We start from the raw sequence: 17,363 nt of genomic DNA, 5'->3' as shown, positions 1-17,363 counted from the left end.
CAGCTTCGCGCGTCCGATATGCCGGGCATCATAGCCCGAACCGCTGGGCGATCTGAAGGACGTCAGCTCGCAACCCTTGCAGCGAGATTCCGTCGTTGTAGACCACCATGTCCGCTGCCGCCCGCCGGATCGCCCGGGGGGCTTGGGACGCCATGATGCCTTCGATCGTCTCGCGCGTCAGGGCGCTGCGCTGCTGCACGCGGAGGATCTGGGTTTCGGGGGTGCAGTCCACCACGAGAACCTGGTCCAGCTGCTGCGCCCAGCGGGCAGACTCGACCAGCAGCGGGATGTCGAAGACGATCAGGGCCGCACCGCTTTGCACGGCGCGCGAAGCGGCTTCCTGCGTTGCCAGGGCCACCAGCGGGTGGACGATGCGCTCCAGGCGCTGACGCGCCGCCGGGTCTGTGAACACACGTTCCCGCATGCGGTCGCGGTCCATCGCGCCGTGCGCATCGATCAAGGCGTCGCCGAACGCGTCGCGGATGGGTCCGATGGCCGCCCCCCCTGGGGCAGTCACCTGGCGCGAAAGCCGATCGGCGTCGATGAGTGCGGCGCCGTGTTCCGCCAGCATTTGGCCCACCGTGCTTTTCCCGCTGCCGATGCCGCCGGTCAAACCCAGGCGCAGAGCGGGCCGCGATTCGGTCGCCATGGGCTCAAAGCCCCAGGCTGCGCAGTAGCCCTTGCAGGATCGTTTCCGGCCCGAACACCATGGCTGCGAGTCCCGAGCCGACCAGGAACGGACCGAAAGGAACGTATCCGCCTTCGCGCAACTGGCTGGCGAATTTCATGCCGATGCCAATGAACGCTCCGATGACGGACGCAATGAGGATGATGGGCACCAGCGCCGGCCAGCCGAACCAGGCCCCGAGTGCTGCAAAGAGCTTGAAGTCGCCATGGCCCATGCCTTCCTTGCCTGTCGCGAGCTTGAAGGCCCAATACACCGTCCACAGGGACAGGTAGCCTCCCACGGCCCCCATGACCGCGCTGAACAGCGGAACGGTGGTCCACTGCATCGCGGAGGCGATGAGGCCCGCCCAGAGCAAGGGCAGCGTGATGTCATCAGGTAGCAGCGTGGTGTCCCAGTCGATGAACGCCAGAGCAATCAGCGCGGCGGAAAATCCACACCAGGCCACTGCGGTGAGTGTCGTGCCCCAATGCCAGCCGCAAAAGAAGAAAAGACCGCCCGTGGCCAGTTCGACCAAAGGATATCGGGGACTGATCCGCACTTTGCAGGCGGAGCACCGTCCGCGAAGCCACAGATAGCTCAGGACCGGGATGTTTTCATACCACTGCACCGCATGCCCGCAGGCAGGGCACCGCGACGCCGGCGTCCAGAGGTTGAAGGGCTCCACCGGCGCCGCTGGCGCCTCCGTGGAGGCCGCATCCTTGTTCGCCATGGCGGCAAAGTCAGCGCATTCTGCAGCCCACTGCCGCTCCATCATCTTCGGCAAGCGATGGATCACGACATTCAGGAAGCTACCGATCAGCAGACCCAAAATGCCGAGTACCGAAGCGTCTCCCCAAGGTCCCAGTTCCATCAGACGACTTGACCCAGTTTGAAGATCGGCAGATACATCGAAACCACGATGCCCCCAATGATGGTGCCCAGGAACACGATGATGATGGGCTCCATCAGGCTGGACAGCCCCGCGACCATTTCATCCACTTCGGCCTCGTAGAAGTCTGCGGCTTTGCCCAGCATGTGGTCGATGGAGCCGGATTCTTCGCCAATGGCGCACATCTGGATCACCATGGAAGGGAACACGTTGGCATTGCCCATGGCGGCCGTCAAGCTCGTCCCTGTCGAGACTTCCTGCTGAATCCGTTCCGTAGCGAGGGCATACACGGAATTGCCAGAGGCGCCGCCCACCGAATCCAAGGCTTCAACCAGGGGAACCCCTGCGGCGAACATGGTGGACAACGTCCGGGTCCAGCGAGCAACGCATGATTTATCGATCAAGGACCCGAACACCGGAAGCCGCAGCAACAGACGGTCCATGAACATCTGTACTTTTTCGCTGCGGCGCCACGCCTGCATGAAGAAATAAAATCCGCCGCCCAATACGCCAAAAATCAGCCACCACCATTTGACGAATACCTCGCTCATGGCCATCACGAGGAGCGTCGGTGCCGGCAATTCAGCGCCAAAGGAGGTAAATACTTCCTTGAATGCGGGGATCACAAAGATCATGATCACCGTGACCACGACGAATGCAACGATCACCACCGAAATGGGGTACATCAATGCCGATTTGATCTTCGATTTGATGGCCTCGGTCTTTTCCATGTACATGGCAAGCCGGTCCAGCAGCGCCTCCAAGATACCCGCGGCCTCGCCGGCTTCGACGAGGTTGCAATAAAGGCTGTCGAAGTACATCGGGTACTTGCGGAAGGCCGCATTCAGCGACGTCCCGGTTTCCACGTCACTGCGAATGTCGTTGAGCAATTTCGTGACGCTGGCATTGGTATTGCCCCGGCCCACGATATCGAAGGATTGCAACAGCGGCACGCCAGCCTTCATCATGGTGGCCATCTGGCGCGTGAACAATGCGATGTCCTTGGGCTTGATCTTCTTGCCCGAACGCATGCGCCGTTTTTTGATCTTGGTAGGCAGCACACCCTGTCTGCGCAAGGTCGCCTGGACCTGGTTTTCACCTACGGCGCGCACTTCCCCGCGGACAATCTTTCCACTGCGATCCTTACCCTCCCATTCAAAGACGAAGTCCTTGATATCCCTCGATGCGGCGGTTGCCATAATGATCCTCGCGATTGGCGCTATTCGTTGGTGACGGCCAGCACCTCTTCGAGAGAGGTCAGCCCCATCTTGGCTTTATGAAGGCCTGCTTCGCGCAAGGAGCGGACCCCCTCCGCCTTGGCCTGCTTGGCGATTTCCAAGGCGCTTCCATCGCGCAAAATAATGCGTTGAATTTCTTCGGAAATCGGCATGACCTGGTAGATGCCCAGCCGCCCCTTGTAGCCATTGTTGCAAGCGGAACAACCGACGGGACGATAGGTCACCCAGGTGCCATCGATTTCATCCTCTTTATAGCCTGCCTCGAGCAGGGTTTCATGTGGAATATCGGCGGGCGCTTTGCAGACCGGGCACAAACGGCGAGCCAGGCGCTGGGCTGTTATCAGAATGACGCTGGACGCAATGTTGAATGGCGCAATTCCCATATTGCGCATCCGGGTGAGCGTGGTCGGAGCATCGTTGGTGTGGAGGGTGGACAGCACCAAGTGGCCCGTCTGTGCCGCCTTGATGGAAATATCCGCCGTTTCAAGGTCGCGAATTTCGCCGACCATGATGATGTCAGGATCCTGGCGCAGAAACGACTTGAGTGCGGTGGCGAACGTCAGCCCCGCTTTCTCATTGACGTTCACCTGATTGACACCAGGCAAATTGATTTCCGAGGGGTCCTCCGCGGTCGCGATGTTGACGCCTGCCTTGTTCAGCAAGTTCAGGCAGGTGTACAAGGAGACGGTTTTCCCTGAACCCGTTGGCCCGGTCACCAAAATCATGCCGTAAGGCCGGCCGATGGCATGCATCAGCCGTTCCTTTTCTTCCGGCTCATAACCCAGCGCATCGATGCCCAGCTTGGCACTGCTGGGATCCAAAATCCGGATCACGATCTTTTCACCAAATAGCGTAGGCAGCGTGCTCACCCGAAAGTCGATGACCCGGTCCGGGCCGACTTTGAGCTTCATGCGGCCATCTTGTGGGACACGCTTTTCCGAAATGTCCAGTCTGGAAATGACCTTGATTCGGGACGCCAGCTTGTCCTTGATGGCAATGGGGGGCGAAGCAATTTCGCGCAATTCGCCATCGATGCGAAAACGCACCCGGTACTGGTGCTCGTAAGGTTCGAAATGCAAATCGGAAGCGCGCATGTTGAACGCGTCCAAAAGCATTTTGTGAAGGAACTTGACGATTGGCGCATCTTCAACGTCGTTGGCGCTGTCGGAGTTTTCGGGAGCTTCTTCGACCTTGACATCGTCGAATTCGAAATCTCCCCCGCCCGACAGGCTTTCCATCGACTCGCTGACCGACTTGGTATTGGCCTCGATCAGCTTGATGAGCTTGTCGTATTCCGCAATGATCCAGTCCACCCCCATCTGGGTCGTGAATTTGATCTTTTCCGCGGCCTCTTGGTCGGTAGGGTCTGCGGTGGCTACGATCAGCCGGTTGTTGCGCTTGCTCAGGGCCACAACGCGATAGGCGAGGCAGATCTTCGGATCCAGAAGATCTTTGGGAATCCGAAGGGGATCGATGGCTTCCAGATCCAGCAGGGGCGCACCGAATACGGCAGAAACCGTGTGCGCCAGATCGGCAGAGGAAACAGCCCCCGACCCGGTCAACTCGGCAATGAAGCTTGTTTTGCCAACCTGTGACTTGCGAAAGATATCTTCGGCTGATTTTTGACTCAGCTTGCCGGCTGACATCAATGCCCGGCCTAGACCTGGCAGGGCAATTGCGGCGCCTTCTTTGGGTGCGGTATCAACGGCCATGTAACCAGCAGAATCAATGTGGATGGAAAGGAAACCATCCTAACATCGTGCGGATGTTCGGGCCATGGGATCAACGGGATAGAGTGCGGCGAAACCACGAAGGTGTAACAACGTGGTCGGGGTGAGAGGATTCGAACCTCCGGCCTCTACGTCCCGAACGTAGCGCTCTACCAGGCTAAGCTACACCCCGATGTGTTGTTTTCAAGGCAATTACAGACGCCGCTCCAGCAATTGCGAGGCCAATTCTAGCAAACCTTCCGTGTAGCGATTGGAGGGCAATTGCCTTGCAGCATCGATTGCCTGCTGTGCTTGGGCCGCAGCGGCAAGTCGGGTTGCTTCCAGGGCCCCGGTGCTTTTCACAATTTGCACGATGGCTGGAAGTTCTTCCACCGCGCCCGTCTGTATGGCGTTCTCTATCAGGCTCCGCTGGTCCTGGGTGCCGCGCTGCATGGCAATGATCAGGGGTAGGGTCACTTTGCCCTCCCGAAGATCATCGCCAAGATTTTTCCCCATTTCCGACGAGTCGCCGTCGTAGTCGAGCACATCGTCAATCACCTGGAAAGCAGTGCCGAGCGCCTGACCGTAATCTGCGCAGGCTTTCTCCAGATCTGGTGAACTGCGAGCCAGAATCGCTGCCAGCCGGGCACTGGCTTCGAAGAGTTTGGCCGTCTTCGACCGGATGACCTCCAGATAGCCTTGCTCGTCCAGCGAGGCGTCATGGGTGTTCATGAGCTGCTGCACTTCCCCTTCGGCGATGACATTGGTGGCCTCTGAAAGAATCTGCATCACGCGCATGTCATCCGCATCAACCATCATCTGGAAAGCGCGCGAGTGCAGAAAATCACCGACCAGCACGCTTGCCGGATTGCCGAAGTTCTCATTGGCAGTCGGGCGCCCTCGCCGCAGGGTGGATTCATCCACCACATCATCATGCAGCAAGGTCGCGGTATGGATGAACTCCACCACCGCGGCCAGATTGAAACGCTGAAGTCCTTTGTAGCCGAGCGCGCCGCACATCAGCAAAAGCAAGGCTGGACGCAGGCGCTTGCCACCTGCGGAAATGATGTATCGGGCAATGTCTCCCACAAGAGAGACTGACGAATTCAGCCGGGCGGCAATGACTTTGTCCACCTCGTGCATGTCGTCGGCGATCAAGGCGAGGGTTGCTGAGGTGCTGGAGGTGGTGGTGGACAAGATGAGCGTGTGCAGCGACGAAAAATGGATTATAGGAATCGCTTCGTACCGACTCGGGCGCTCCTGGCGTGCCCGCCGTAAAAGACGACTTTTCCGGTTGCCGCCTGGTCGGATGCGGTTGGCTGGCTAAAAAATTTGCCTCGTGCTATATTCGCCGGCTCTGCGGAAATTCGTCCGCAGAACTCCATTCAAAGAGGTTCACATGTACGCGGTCATAAAAACCGGCGGCAAGCAGTATCGCGTTGCTTCCGGCGAAAAAATTAAAGTAGAACAGATTGCTGCGGACGTAGGCCAGGAAATTGTGATCGACCAGGTTCTGGCCGTCGGAAACGGCGCTGAAATCAAGGTTGGCACCCCCCTGGTGTCCGGCGCAACCGTCACGGCAACCGTCGTGGCGCACGGCAAGCACGACAAAGTGCACATCTTCAAGATGCGCCGTCGCAAGCACTATCAGAAACGCCAAGGCCATCGCCAGCAGTTCACCGAACTGCAAATCGGTGCGATCGCCGGTTAAAAGGAGCTGATGTCATGGCACAGAAAAAAGGCGGCGGCTCTACGCGAAACGGGCGCGATTCCAAGCCCAAGATGCTCGGTGTGAAGGCTTTCGGCGGCGAATTGATCAGCGCGGGCTCGATCATCGTTCGCCAGCGCGGTACGCGTTTCCACCCCGGCACGAACGTCGGTGTGGGCAAGGACCACACGCTGTTCGCACTGGTCGATGGCCACGTGTCCTTCGGCACCAAGGGCGCACTGTCCAAGCACACCGTCAATGTGACGCCGGCCTGACGCCTGCCACTTGATGCTTTCGAAGCCCCGACCTGTCGGGGCTTTGTCGTTTTGGAAGTGTTGGCTGCCGGATGAATCGGCACGGCGTCGCTTTCCGACCCCTGTTTTGTAAACTGGATCCCCATGAAGTTCGTCGACGAAGCCTTTATCGACATTGCTGCCGGCGACGGCGGCAATGGTTGTGTGTCGTTCCGGCACGAAAAGTACAAGGAGTTCGGCGGTCCCAATGGGGGCGACGGCGGCCGGGGCGGGCATGTCTTTGCCGTGGCCGACCCGAATCTGAATACGCTGGTGGATTTCCGCTATTCCCGCCGCCACGAGGCCAAGCGCGGCGAGCACGGCATGGGCTCCGACATGTTCGGCGCCGCTGGCGATGACATCACGTTGAAAATGCCAGTGGGCACCATCATCACCGATGCCGAGACGGGCGAAGTGCTGTATGAACTGTTGGTGCCGGGCGAGGTGATCACCATCGCCAAGGGCGGCGATGGCGGTTTTGGCAACATGCGGTTCAAAAGCGCCATCAACCGTGCGCCGCGCCAGAAAACACCAGGATGGCCTGGCGAGAAAAAAAATCTCAAGCTGGAGTTGAAGGTGCTTGCCGATGTCGGCCTGCTGGGCATGCCCAACGCCGGCAAATCCACCTTGATCGCTGCCATTTCCAATGCGCGGCCCAAGATCGCCGACTACCCCTTCACGACGCTGCACCCCAATCTGGGCGTGGTTCGGGTGGGGCCGGAGCAGAGCTTCGTCGTCGCCGACATTCCTGGGTTGATCGAAGGTGCTTCCGAAGGGGCGGGGCTGGGGCATCAGTTCTTGCGCCACCTCCAGCGCACGCGTTTGCTGTTGCACGTGATCGATCTGGCGCCTTTCGATGACGCTGTCGATCCTGTCGCGCAAGCCAAGGCCATCGTGGGCGAGCTCAAGAAGTACGACGCGGGTCTCTATGACAAGCCGCGCTGGCTGGTGCTCAACAAGCTGGACATGGTTCCCAAGGAAGAGCGTGAAGCGCGCGTTCGGGATTTCGTAAAACGGTTCAAGTGGAAGGGCCCCGTTTTCGAGATTTCGGCTTTGACGCGCGAGGGTTGCGAGCCATTGATCCATGCCATTTACCGGCATGTGCAGGTTCAGCAAAAGGCCGAACAGACGCCGGAAGAGGTGGATCCACGTTTCGTGGGCGATCGACCCGAGTGATCCTTCTGCTTCGCTACTCCTGCTACTTATTCAATAGCGTTCATCGCTTGTCCATCCAGCGCTGACGCCAATACTGTCCATATGGTTTCCAGCATATTGCGCGACGCGCGCCGCATTGTCGTCAAAGTAGGGTCGAGTCTCGTGACCAACGAGGGCCGTGGCCTGGATGAGGCTGCCATCGGTGAATGGAGTCGCCAACTGGCGGCGCTGGCGCGCGGTGAATCGGGTGGGCGGCGCGAGGTGGTCATGGTGTCCAGCGGCGCGATTGCGGAGGGCATGAAGCGCCTGGGTTGGGCGACGCGTCCGCATGAGATCCATGAACTCCAGGCGGCTGCGGCGGTGGGCCAGATGGGGCTGGCGCAGATGTACGAGACCAAGTTGAGGGAACAAGGGCTGGGCAGCGCGCAAGTGCTTCTCACGCATGCCGATCTGGCGGATCGGGAGCGATATTTGAATGCCCGGTCCACGCTGCTCACCCTGCTGCGCCTGGGGGTGGTGCCTGTGATCAACGAGAACGATACCGTGGTCACGGATGAGATCAAGTTCGGCGACAACGATACGCTCGGTGCGTTGGTGGCCAATCTGGTGGAGGCCGATGCCTTGATCATCCTGACGGATCAAAAAGGGCTTTACACGGCAGATCCACGGCGCAATCCGGACGCACAGTTCGTGCACGAAGCCCAGGCGGGCGATCTCGCCCTGGAGGCGATGGCGGGGGGCGTGGGCTCCAGCATCGGCCGGGGCGGCATGATCACGAAGATCATTGCCGCCAAGCGGGCCGCGGGCTCAGGTGCCTCCACTGTGATCGCTTGGGGCCGTGAGACCGATGTGCTCGTGCGCCTGACCCGGGGCGAAGCCATCGGAACACTGCTGGTCGCGCAAACGCAGAAAAAGCAGGCACGTAAGCAGTGGATGGCGGACCATTTGCAGCTCCGTGGCGCCGTGACCGTGGACATGGGGGCGGCGGTCAAGCTGCGAACCGAGGGAAAAAGCCTTCTGCCGATCGGTATGACCGCCGTGGAGGGGGATTTTTCTCGTGGTGACGTCATCGCCGTGCGTGACGAAGCCGGTGTGGAAGTGGCCCGGGGGCTTGCCAACTACGCCAGTGCGGAGGCCCGTCTGCTGTGCCGCAAGCCGTCGGCGGAATTCGAACGGCTCTTGGGTTATGTCGCCGAGCCGGAAATGGTGCACCGCGACAACATGGTGCTGGCAAACGCCTGACTCAAAGGCATGGGCTTGCGGGCTGCCTTTTCCTTGCGGCAAAGGCAGCGGCGCGTCAAACCAATTTAGGCAGGAACTGCGAAGGCGACAGTGGAATGCCCGCGCCCTGTTCCGAAGGGGGCGAGGTGGCTTTGCTCTTTTGGGGGTCGGGGTCGAAGCTGGCCCCCGGGGGCATTTCCATGCCAGGACTGACCAGCAGGGAGCCTGCCCGGTGCATGGGCATGCCGCTGGGCAAGCCTTCGCCTTCACGGGAGCGCATACCGCTGCGCAGATAGCGATTGCGTTGCTCGTGGCGCGGCAGAAAGCGTGCCAGCTCGGTCAGCGCCATTTCATACACGCCGCGCTTGAACTCCACCACCACATCGAGCGGCACCCAGTAATCGTTCCAACGCCAGGCGTCGAACTCGGGGTGGTTGGTGGCGCGCAGATTCAGGTCCCAGTCATGGCCCAGCAACTGCAGCAGATACCAGATTTGCTTCTGGCCCTTGTAGTGTCCGCGCGCATCGCGGCGGATGTACCGGTCAGGCACCTCATAGCGCAACCAGTCCCTGGTGCGGGCAACCACGCGCACATGGCCCGGCTGCAATCCCACTTCTTCGTGCAGTTCGCGGTACATTGCCTGTTCGGGAGTTTCCCCCCTGTCGATGCCGCCCTGCGGGAACTGCCAGCTGTGGGTGCGGATCCGCTTGCCCCAGAACACCTGGTTTTTCTGGTTGAGCAGGATGATGCCGACGTTCGGCCGAAAGCCGTCCCGGTCAAGCATAATCTAACCCCAATTTTTTAAACTGTGACCATTATGCACGGCGCCTTGTGCGCAGCAAGCAGACCGGGCGCAATTGCATGAAATCCCCCCAATGAAAGCGTCCCAATTCTTCGTCTCCACCCTCAAGGAAGCCCCGGCCGATGCGGAAGTGGTCAGCCACAAGCTCATGACGCGGGCGGGCCTCATCAAGAAGCTGGGGGCGGGCATCTACAACTACATGCCCATGGGACTGCGCGTCATCCGCAAGGTGGAGGCCATCGTGCGGGAAGAAATGAACCGGGCCGGCGCCGTCGAGGTCGCCATGCCCGTGGTGCAGCCGGCGGAGTTCTGGCAGGAAACCGGCCGCTTCGACAAGATGGGCCCGGAACTGCTGCGCATCCAGGACCGGCACGGGCGCGATTTCGTGATCCAGCCCACGAGCGAAGAAGTGGTCACTGACATCGCCCGTCAGGAACTGCGCAGCTACAAGCAACTGCCCAAGAACCTGTACCAGATCCAGACCAAGTTCCGCGACGAGCGTCGCCCGCGTTTCGGGCTGATGCGGGGCCGCGAGTTCATCATGAAGGACGCCTACTCCTTCGACCGCGACCAGGAGGCCGCCAAGGCCAGCTATCAGGTGATGGCCCAGGCCTACCGCCGCATTTTCGACCGCTTCGGCCTGACCTACCGGGCCGTGGCCGCGGACAGCGGCGCGATCGGCGGCGACCTGAGCGAGGAATTCCAGGTGATTGCTGCCACGGGCGAGGACGCGATCGTCTACTGCCCCCAGAGCGACTACGCCGCGAACATGGAAAAGGCCGAGGCGCTGGCTCCGGCAGGCCCGCGTCCTGCGGCAGCCCATGCCCTGGCCAGGACGCCCACGCCGGGCAAGAGCACCTGCGCGGATGTGGCGCAACTGCTGGGCGTGGCGTTGCAGACCACCGTGAAGTCCCTGGTGCTCGCCACCGACGAGACCAACGAGGCCGGCGAGATCGTCAAGACGCAGGTCTGGCTGCTGCTGCTGCGCGGCGACCACGACATGAACGAGATCAAGGTGTCCAAGGTGCCGGGCCTGGCGGGTTTCCGTTTTGCCACCGTGGGCGAGATCGAAGACCACTTCGGCTGCAAGCCGGGCTATCTGGGCCCGCTGCAGTTGCAAAAGCCGGTGAAGCTGGTGGTGGACCGCGAAGTGGCCGTGATGGCCGACTGGATCTGCGGCGCCAATGCGATCGACTTCCACATGACGGGCGTGAACTGGGGTCGCGATCTGCCGGAGCCCGAGGTGGTGGCCGACCTGCGCAACGTCGTGGCGGGCGACCGCTCGCCGGACGGCCAGGGTGAACTCGCCATCGAGCGCGGCATCGAAGTCGGCCATGTGTTCTACCTCGGGACCAAGTACAGCAAAGCCATGAATGCGACCTTCCTGGGCGAGGATGGCAAGCCCGCATTCTTCGAGATGGGCTGCTACGGCATCGGCATCACCCGCCTGCCGGCCGCCGCCATCGAACAGAACCACGACGACCGCGGCATCATCTGGCCCGATGCCATCGCCCCCTTCACGGTGGTGGTGTGCCCGATCGGCATGGACCGCAGCGCGGAGGTCAAGGCCGCGGCCGAACAGCTCTACCGCGATCTGCTGGCGGCCGGCGTGGACGTGCTGCTGGATGACCGCGGCGAGCGCCCGGGCGCGATGTTCGCCGACTGGGAGCTGATCGGCGTGCCGCACCGCGTGGTGATCTCCGACCGTGGGCTCAAGGAAGGCCAGCTGGAATACCAGCACCGCCGCGATACCACCGCGACCAAGGTCGCCACGGCCGACATCCTGGCGCACATCAAGGGCCGGCTGACACCATGAGCGCGATGAAAGGCGAGGCCGGGGCGGTTTCGCGCCGGGCCTGTCTGGTGTCCTTGTCCGCCGGGCCGGCGGCCTGGCTGGCGGCCCCCCAGGCCGCCCATGCCGGGGGGCAACTGGAAGAACCCCTGATCGACTCCGTGCGCACTGCCTTGAGTTCCGCAGTGCTCAATCAGGCGCCGCCCGAGCCCCAGTTCGGCACGACGGAAGCGCGGCTGCACTACCTGCGCTGGCTGGGCACCATGAGTGACCGGCTGCGCCGCCGCAAGCCGGATTGGGAGGTACGCCGGGATTTCCTGCAGACCGTCTGGTACGAGTCCAAGCGGGCAGGGCTGGATGTGTCGCTGGTGCTTGGCCTGGTGCAGGTCGAAAGCGCATTCCGCAAGTTCGCCGTGTCCAGCGTGGGCGCGCGGGGCTACATGCAGGTGATGCCTTTCTGGACGCGAGTGATCGGCGACGGCGATCCGGGCAAGCTGTTTCATATGCAGACCAACCTGCGCTTCGGCTGCGTGATCCTGCGCCACTACCTGGACCGGGAGCGTGGCGATCTGTTCATGACGCTGGGCCGCTACAACGGCAGCCGCGGCCGGCCGCAGTACCCCGACGCGGTGTTCGCTGCGCAGCGCAACTGGGTGTTCCAGGACCGCATCACCACCGCAGCCGAGGGCCTCGCACCGGCCGGTGGATAGCCGCCCGGTGGGGCCTCCTGGGTGCCGCCGCCCTCAGATGGCGCTGGCCGCGGCGATGGGCACGCCGTTCGCATCCTGCAGCCGCGACACCATGATCTGGTCGATGCGGTAGCTGTCCACGTCCAGCACCTCGAACTTGTAGCCGCCCCAGTTCACGCTGTCGGTGCGCCGGGGCACGCGGCGCAGCATCACCATGAGGAAGCCGGCCAGCGTTTCGTACTCTTCGGCGTGGGGCAGTTCGTCCAGGTTCAGTGCGCGCAGCACGTCTTCGACCGGGGTGACGCCGTCGATGAGCCAGGAGTTCTCGTCGCGGCGCACGATCTGCTCCTCGTCCGCCGGGCCCATGACGAGGTCGCCCATCACGGTGCTCATCACGTCGTTCAGGGTGACGACACCCACCACCAGGCTGTATTCGTTCACGATGACCGCAAAGTCTTCGTGCACCTGGCGAAACTGCTCCAGCACTTCGGACAGGGACAGCCGGTCCGGCACGATGAGCACCTTGCGCACCAGGCCCTCGTCGGCCAGCGAGATGGGCTGGTTGTTGAGCACGCGCTGGAAGAGGTCCTTGGCGTCCACGTAGCCGACCACGTGGTCGATGTCGCCGTCGCACACGGGATAGGTCGAGAAGGGCTCTTCCGCGATGCGCGCTCGGATCACGGTATCGGGATCGTCGCGCAGGAAGTACGCGATGCGGTCGCGCTGCGACATGGCGCTGCCGACAGTGCGCGTGTCCAGCTCGAACACGTTCTCGATCACCTGCTGCTCCCGCGCGGCCAGCACGCCAGCGCGGGCACCGGCCTCCATCATGGCCAGGATGTCGTCGGAGGTGACCCGGTCGTCCCGCAGCGACGACAGCCCCAGCATGCGGAACAGCAGGTCCGCGCTGCGGCTGTAGAGCCAGACCACGGGCCGCAGCACGGTCATCAGCAGCTTCATCGGCGCCGACACGCGCAGGGCCAGGCGTTCGGGATTGGCCATGCCCAGCCGCTTGGGAAACAGGTCGGCCAGCAGGATGAACAGCGAGGTGATGATGGTGAACGACGCCAGGAAGCCCGCGGTCTCCGCGCGTGCGTTGCTCAGCCAGTAGGCGAACAGTTCGGTGAAATGGGGGCTGAGCGCGCCTTCGCCCACGATGCCGCCCAGGATGGCGACGGCGTTCTGGCCCACCTGCACCACGGTGAAATAGTCGCCGGGCTGCTCCTGCATGCGCATGACGCGGTCGGCGCGGGTGTCGCCTTCGTCGGCCATCTGGCGCAAGCGCAGGCGGCGCGAAGCCGCCAGGGAGATTTCCGCGATGGAGAAGAACGCGCTGGCCACGATGAGGAGGCCGATAACGAAGAGACTTTGGGACAGGGTCATGGGACGGCAGGCGCCGCCATGATCGTGCTGTGCGCCAGCGTGCCGAGTGTAGCCGCCCTGCCGCGCGCCTTCGCTCGCCCGCACGCAGGGGATGCGAGCGAGCGGCGAGGGCGGCGGGGGCTACTTCACTGCAGGAAGCCGATGCGCGATTTGCCGCCTGCGCTGCGCGGCAGGTCGCCCACTTCAACCGCGCTGCGGTGCTGCAGGCGCGCGTTGCCGAAGCCCGTCATCAGGGCGCGGCGCATTTCGCGCGGGGGCATCTGCGCGAGCACGTCCAGCACGTCGGACTGCGGCTCGGGGTCGAGCATGCGGCCCCAGTCGTGGCCGTTGCGGATGCCCTGGTAGAGGTTGCGCGCAATGGCGCGGGCCTGCTCCGGCGTGGGCGCCTGCACCTCGAACACGTTCATGCGGTTGAGGATGGGGTCGGGGATGCCGCGCTCGTCGTTGGCGGTGGTGATCCAGATGACCTGGCTCGCGTCGATGGCGACCTCGGCGAACTCGTCGGTGAAGCTCTGCGCCGTGTCGTGCTCCAGCAGGCCATACAGCGCGCCCAGCGGGTCGTACTGCGCGTCGCTTGCGGCCTTGTCGATCTCGTCCACGACGATGACGGGGTTGGCGTATTCGCCCTCCACCAGCGCCTCGAACACCTTGCCGGGCCGCGCGCCCTTCCACTGCGAGGACGAGCCCGACAGCAGCCAGCCGGCGGTCATCGAACTCATGGGCACGAGGTTCATGCCGGTGCCGAGCAGCTCGGCCAGGTGCCGCGCGAAGTGGGTCTTGCCGATACCGGGCGGGCCCAGCAGCAGCATGGGCGTGACTTCGAGCCCGTCGCGGCTGTCCTGCGCCAGGGCCACGTGGCGCTTCACATCGTCGAGGACGTCGGTGAAGTTGGGCAACTGGTCATAGAGATGGGCCATGTCCGGCACGCCGGAAGGCTTGACCTGGAAGCGTTCGGGCCCGCGTTCCAGCATGCGTTCGTACACCGCGCGCAGATTCTCGTATTCGCGCTGGCTGCCGCCGTCCTGCAGCCGCGTGAGCTTGCGCTCGACGTCGCAGGGGTGGAACACGTTGCGCAACTGGGCCACCGGCAGGCTCAGGGCCGGCGTTTGCGGAACAAGGCTTTGTGTCGTCATGGCGCGCTCCTGTGTGAGGAAGTCACGCACCCATTCAAGCACACAACATGCCCGGTCTCAACGGCGGAAAAACCCCGTCAACCCGCCCCTGTTGTTCCCATGCAAAAGGCCGCCCGGGGGCGGCCTTCGGTCGATGCAGCCGCCGGGGCTGCCGGCGTCACTCGCCCTGCGTGCCCAGCACCTGCTTGAGTTCGCCCGACTCGTACATCTCCATCATGATGTCCGAGCCGCCGATGAATTCGCCCTTCACGTAGAGCTGCGGGATGGTGGGCCAGCTGCTGTATTCCTTGATGCCCTGGCGGATCTCCGGGTCGTCCAGCACGTTCACCGTGGCCACGCTCTTGGGGTCCACGCCGCAGGCCTTCAGGAGCTGGATCGCGCGGCCCGAGAAGCCGCACATCGGAAAACTCGCGCTGCCCTTCATGAACAGCAGGATGTCGTTGGATTTGACGAGGGCGTCGATGCGTTGCTGGGTGTCGCTCATGAGTTGCTCCTGAAAGTGGCCGTGGATCGGCGGCAAGGCGTGATTATTTCACTGTCGGCGAAGGCCGGTGGGCGCCGCAGTGATCCGCGGCATGCCCTGGCGGTGGTGCGCAGGCTCCACATGGGGGCGCCGCGGGCGCTTTCCAGTGCCGGCGGCCGGGGGGTGGATCGCATCACGGCGCGGGCGGGCGGCGGCCGCCGGTGCAGCGCGCATGCCCGGCCAGATCGGTGCGGCTTTGCACCTCGGTGAAGCCGGCCTGGCGCAGCAGCGCCTGCACGGCCTCGGCCTGGTCCCAGCCGTGCTCCAGCAGCAGCCAGCCGCCGGGCACCAGATGGGCCGGCGCCTGCACCGAAATGGTGCGGATGTCGTCCAGGCCGTCCGCGCCGCTGGCCAGTGCGTTCAGGGGCTCATGGACGAGCGCCGCCAGGTGCGGGTCGTCCGCCGCGATGTAGGGAGGGTTGGAGACGATGGCATCGAATCCCGCGCTGCCGCTCAGGCCCGCGAGCCAGTCGCCTTCGGCGAAGCGCACCGGCAGGCCCAGCCGCTCGGCATTGGCCCGGGCGACCTGCAAGGCCTGGGCGCTGGCATCGACCGCCAGCACCTGCGCGTCGGGCCGCTGGTGCTGCAAGGCAAGGGCGATGGCGCCGCTGCCGGTGCCCAGGTCGGCCACGCGCGGGGCGGCGATGGGCTGGAGCACCTGCAGCGCCCAGTCCACCAGGGTTTCGGTGTCCGGTCGCGGGTCCAGCACGCGGGCATCGACCTGCAGCGCCAGGCCGTAGAACGCCTTGCGGCCCGTCAGGTAGGCCACCGGCTCGCCGGCCGCGCGGCGCCGGCACAGCGCCAGGAAGGCGTCCATCGCCGGCGGGGGCACGGCGTCGGTGTCGTGCGCCAGCAGCCAGGCGCGGCCGGCCTCGGGGCGGCCGAGCGCGTGCAGCAGCAGCAGCTGGGCGTCGATGCGTGCCAGCCCCAGGGTGTGGGCCTGGCCCAGCGCCTGGGCCAGGGTCGGCGAGGCATTTGCTATTGAATTGGTAGCATTCAAGGCAATGAATCCTTCGGCATCGGGGTGGTTGGGCTGGAAACCGATCAGGCCGTGGTTTCCAGCTCGGCCAGTTGCTCGGCCTCGCGCGCGTGGCGCAGGGCGTCCAGCACGTCGGCAAGGTCGCCTTCCATGATGGCCAGCAGCTTGTAGAGCGTGAGGTTGATGCGGTGGTCGGTCAGGCGCCCCTGCGGGAAGTTGTAGGTGCGGATGCGGTCGCTGCGGTCGCCCGAGCCGATCAGGCCCTTGCGCAGGGCAGCCTCCTTGGCGGCGCGCTCGCTGCGCTCCTTTTCCTGGATGCGCGCCTGCAGCACCTGCAGGGCCTTGGCCTTGTTGCTGTGCTGGCTGCGCCCGTCCTGGCATTCGGCCACGATGCCGGTGGGCAGGTGGACCACGCGCACGGCCGAGTCGGTCTTGTTGATGTGCTGGCCGCCGGCGCCGCTGGCGCGGAAGGTGTCGATGCGCAGGTCGGCGGGGTTCAGGGTGATGGCCTGGTGCTCGTCGGGCTCGGGCATCACGGCCACGGTGCAGGCGCTGGTGTGGATGCGGCCCTGCGTCTCGGTGGCGGGCACGCGCTGCACGCGGTGGCCGCCGGATTCGAAGCGCAGCGCGCCGTAGGCGCCGTCGGCCTCCACGCGCAGCACCACTTCCTTGTAGCCGCCGATCTCGTTCTCGTTGGCGCTCAGGATCTCGATCTTCCAGCCCACGTTGGCGGCATAGCGGGTGTACATGCGCGCCAGGTCGCCTGCGAACAGGGCCGACTCGTCGCCGCCCGTGCCCGCGCGGATTTCGAGGAAGGCATTGCGGGCATCGTCGGGGTCCTTGGGCAGCAGCAGGCGCTGCAGCTCTTCTTCCAGCTGCGCCAGCTCGGCTTCGGCGGCGGCGATCTCCTCCTGCGCCATCTCGGCCATGTCGGGGTCGGCGAGCATCTCGCGGGCGCCGGCCAGGTCGGCCTCGCGCTGCTGGTGGCGAGCGTAGCGGCCGGCGATCTGCGTGACCTCGGCGTGCTCGCGGGAGATGATGCGGTACTGCGCCATGTCGGACATGATGTCCTCGCGCGAGAGCAGGAAGTCGAGCTCTTCAAGGCGCTGCGCATAGCGCTCGAGCTGGGTTCTGAGAAAGGGCTTCATCGTCGGGGGAAAGAAATTGCTACGGTTTTTGTAG

17 protein-coding genes and 1 tRNA gene are annotated in these 17,363 nt (G+C 63.6%); 6 read left to right on the top strand and 12 right to left on the bottom strand.

From position 1 onward, the window contains the following. Nucleotides 1-28: 28 nt before the first annotated feature. From coaE to AVME950_RS07125, 6 genes are all read right to left on the bottom strand, one after another. Nucleotides 29-649, bottom strand: coding sequence for a dephospho-CoA kinase (coaE, locus tag AVME950_RS07150; RefSeq protein ID WP_284429255.1), 621 nt, complete (start codon nucleotides 647-649; stop codon nucleotides 29-31). Nucleotides 650-653: 4 nt separating this feature from the next. Further along, nucleotides 654-1,538 (bottom strand): prepilin peptidase, encoded by an 885-nt coding sequence (locus AVME950_RS07145; protein WP_284429254.1) that lies wholly within the window; start codon nucleotides 1,536-1,538, stop codon nucleotides 654-656. Beyond that, on the bottom strand, nucleotides 1,538-2,755 hold the full coding sequence (locus tag AVME950_RS07140; RefSeq protein ID WP_272565514.1) for a type II secretion system F family protein: 1,218 nt from the start codon (nucleotides 2,753-2,755) through the stop codon (nucleotides 1,538-1,540). The genes AVME950_RS07145 and AVME950_RS07140 overlap by 1 nt, the downstream gene beginning before the upstream one ends. Before the next feature lie 20 nt (nucleotides 2,756-2,775). Then, nucleotides 2,776-4,506 (bottom strand): type IV-A pilus assembly ATPase PilB, encoded by a 1,731-nt coding sequence (gene pilB, locus AVME950_RS07135; protein ID WP_284405479.1) that lies wholly within the window; start codon nucleotides 4,504-4,506, stop codon nucleotides 2,776-2,778. Between the two features lie 113 nt (nucleotides 4,507-4,619). After that, a tRNA-Pro gene (locus AVME950_RS07130) sits at nucleotides 4,620-4,696 on the bottom strand. 20 nt (nucleotides 4,697-4,716) lie between these two features. After that, entirely contained in the window at nucleotides 4,717-5,646 is a 930-nt protein-coding gene (locus AVME950_RS07125; protein ID WP_272569825.1) for a polyprenyl synthetase family protein, read from the bottom strand. Between the two features lie 256 nt (nucleotides 5,647-5,902). On the opposite strand from AVME950_RS07125, the gene rplU reads away from it, so the two are divergent. The 4 genes from rplU to proB all read left to right on the top strand — a co-directional run bounded on the left by rplU (nucleotide 5,903) and on the right by proB (nucleotide 8,901). Beyond that, on the top strand, nucleotides 5,903-6,214 hold the full coding sequence (rplU, locus tag AVME950_RS07120; protein WP_092741307.1) for a 50S ribosomal protein L21: 312 nt from the start codon (nucleotides 5,903-5,905) through the stop codon (nucleotides 6,212-6,214). A gap of 14 nt (nucleotides 6,215-6,228) precedes the next feature. After that, a complete protein-coding gene (rpmA, locus tag AVME950_RS07115; protein ID WP_272548923.1) occupies nucleotides 6,229-6,486 on the top strand; it encodes a 50S ribosomal protein L27 in 258 nt (85 codons plus the stop codon). Between the two features lie 123 nt (nucleotides 6,487-6,609). Continuing rightward, nucleotides 6,610-7,680, top strand: a complete 1,071-nt coding sequence (gene cgtA, locus AVME950_RS07110; protein WP_272565511.1) for an Obg family GTPase CgtA — start codon at nucleotides 6,610-6,612, stop codon at nucleotides 7,678-7,680. Between the two features lie 81 nt (nucleotides 7,681-7,761). Next, complete coding sequence (gene proB / locus AVME950_RS07105; RefSeq protein WP_284429253.1) at nucleotides 7,762-8,901, top strand: glutamate 5-kinase; 1,140 nt, start codon at nucleotides 7,762-7,764, stop codon at nucleotides 8,899-8,901. A 55-nt stretch (nucleotides 8,902-8,956) separates the two neighbouring features. On the opposite strand, the gene AVME950_RS07100 is transcribed toward proB, so the two are convergent. After that, nucleotides 8,957-9,664 (bottom strand): RNA pyrophosphohydrolase, encoded by a 708-nt coding sequence (locus AVME950_RS07100; RefSeq protein ID WP_272565507.1) that lies wholly within the window; start codon nucleotides 9,662-9,664, stop codon nucleotides 8,957-8,959. A 91-nt stretch (nucleotides 9,665-9,755) separates the two neighbouring features. Here AVME950_RS07100 and AVME950_RS07095 point away from each other — a divergent pair, with 91 nt between their 5' ends. Both AVME950_RS07095 and AVME950_RS07090 read left to right on the top strand, forming a co-directional pair. After that, a complete protein-coding gene (locus AVME950_RS07095) occupies nucleotides 9,756-11,498 on the top strand; it encodes a proline--tRNA ligase (protein WP_284429252.1) in 1,743 nt (580 codons plus the stop codon). Further along, entirely contained in the window at nucleotides 11,495-12,184 is a 690-nt protein-coding gene (locus tag AVME950_RS07090) for a lytic transglycosylase domain-containing protein (protein WP_284408212.1), read from the top strand. Before AVME950_RS07095 ends, AVME950_RS07090 begins: the two co-directional genes overlap by 4 nt. Before the next feature lie 33 nt (nucleotides 12,185-12,217). Here AVME950_RS07090 and paeA read toward each other — a convergent pair whose 3' ends face one another. The 5 genes from paeA to prfA all read right to left on the bottom strand — a co-directional run bounded on the left by paeA (nucleotide 12,218) and on the right by prfA (nucleotide 17,329). Then, on the bottom strand, nucleotides 12,218-13,546 hold the full coding sequence (paeA, locus tag AVME950_RS07085; protein ID WP_272565502.1) for a polyamine export protein PaeA: 1,329 nt from the start codon (nucleotides 13,544-13,546) through the stop codon (nucleotides 12,218-12,220). Between the two features lie 125 nt (nucleotides 13,547-13,671). Further along, the gene (locus AVME950_RS07080) at nucleotides 13,672-14,679 is read right to left on the bottom strand and encodes an AAA family ATPase (protein ID WP_284429251.1); all 1,008 of its coding nucleotides are present in this window, start codon (nucleotides 14,677-14,679) and stop codon (nucleotides 13,672-13,674) included. 157 nt (nucleotides 14,680-14,836) lie between these two features. Continuing rightward, nucleotides 14,837-15,163, bottom strand: a complete 327-nt coding sequence (gene grxD / locus AVME950_RS07075) for a Grx4 family monothiol glutaredoxin (protein ID WP_272565499.1) — start codon at nucleotides 15,161-15,163, stop codon at nucleotides 14,837-14,839. 172 nt (nucleotides 15,164-15,335) lie between these two features. After that, nucleotides 15,336-16,184 (bottom strand): peptide chain release factor N(5)-glutamine methyltransferase, encoded by an 849-nt coding sequence (gene prmC, locus AVME950_RS07070; RefSeq protein ID WP_284429589.1) that lies wholly within the window; start codon nucleotides 16,182-16,184, stop codon nucleotides 15,336-15,338. A gap of 62 nt (nucleotides 16,185-16,246) precedes the next feature. Next, nucleotides 16,247-17,329: a peptide chain release factor 1 gene (prfA, locus tag AVME950_RS07065; RefSeq protein WP_284429250.1), complete on the bottom strand. Its 1,083-nt coding sequence runs from the start codon at nucleotides 17,327-17,329 to the stop codon at nucleotides 16,247-16,249. Nucleotides 17,330-17,363 lie beyond the last annotated feature (34 nt).

This window comes from Acidovorax sp. SUPP950, from assembly GCF_030158935.1.
Lineage (GTDB): Bacteria > Pseudomonadota > Gammaproteobacteria > Burkholderiales > Burkholderiaceae_C > Paracidovorax.
The sequence above is the reverse complement of the archived record's forward strand: the minus strand, read 5'-3'. Positions and strand labels throughout refer to the sequence as shown.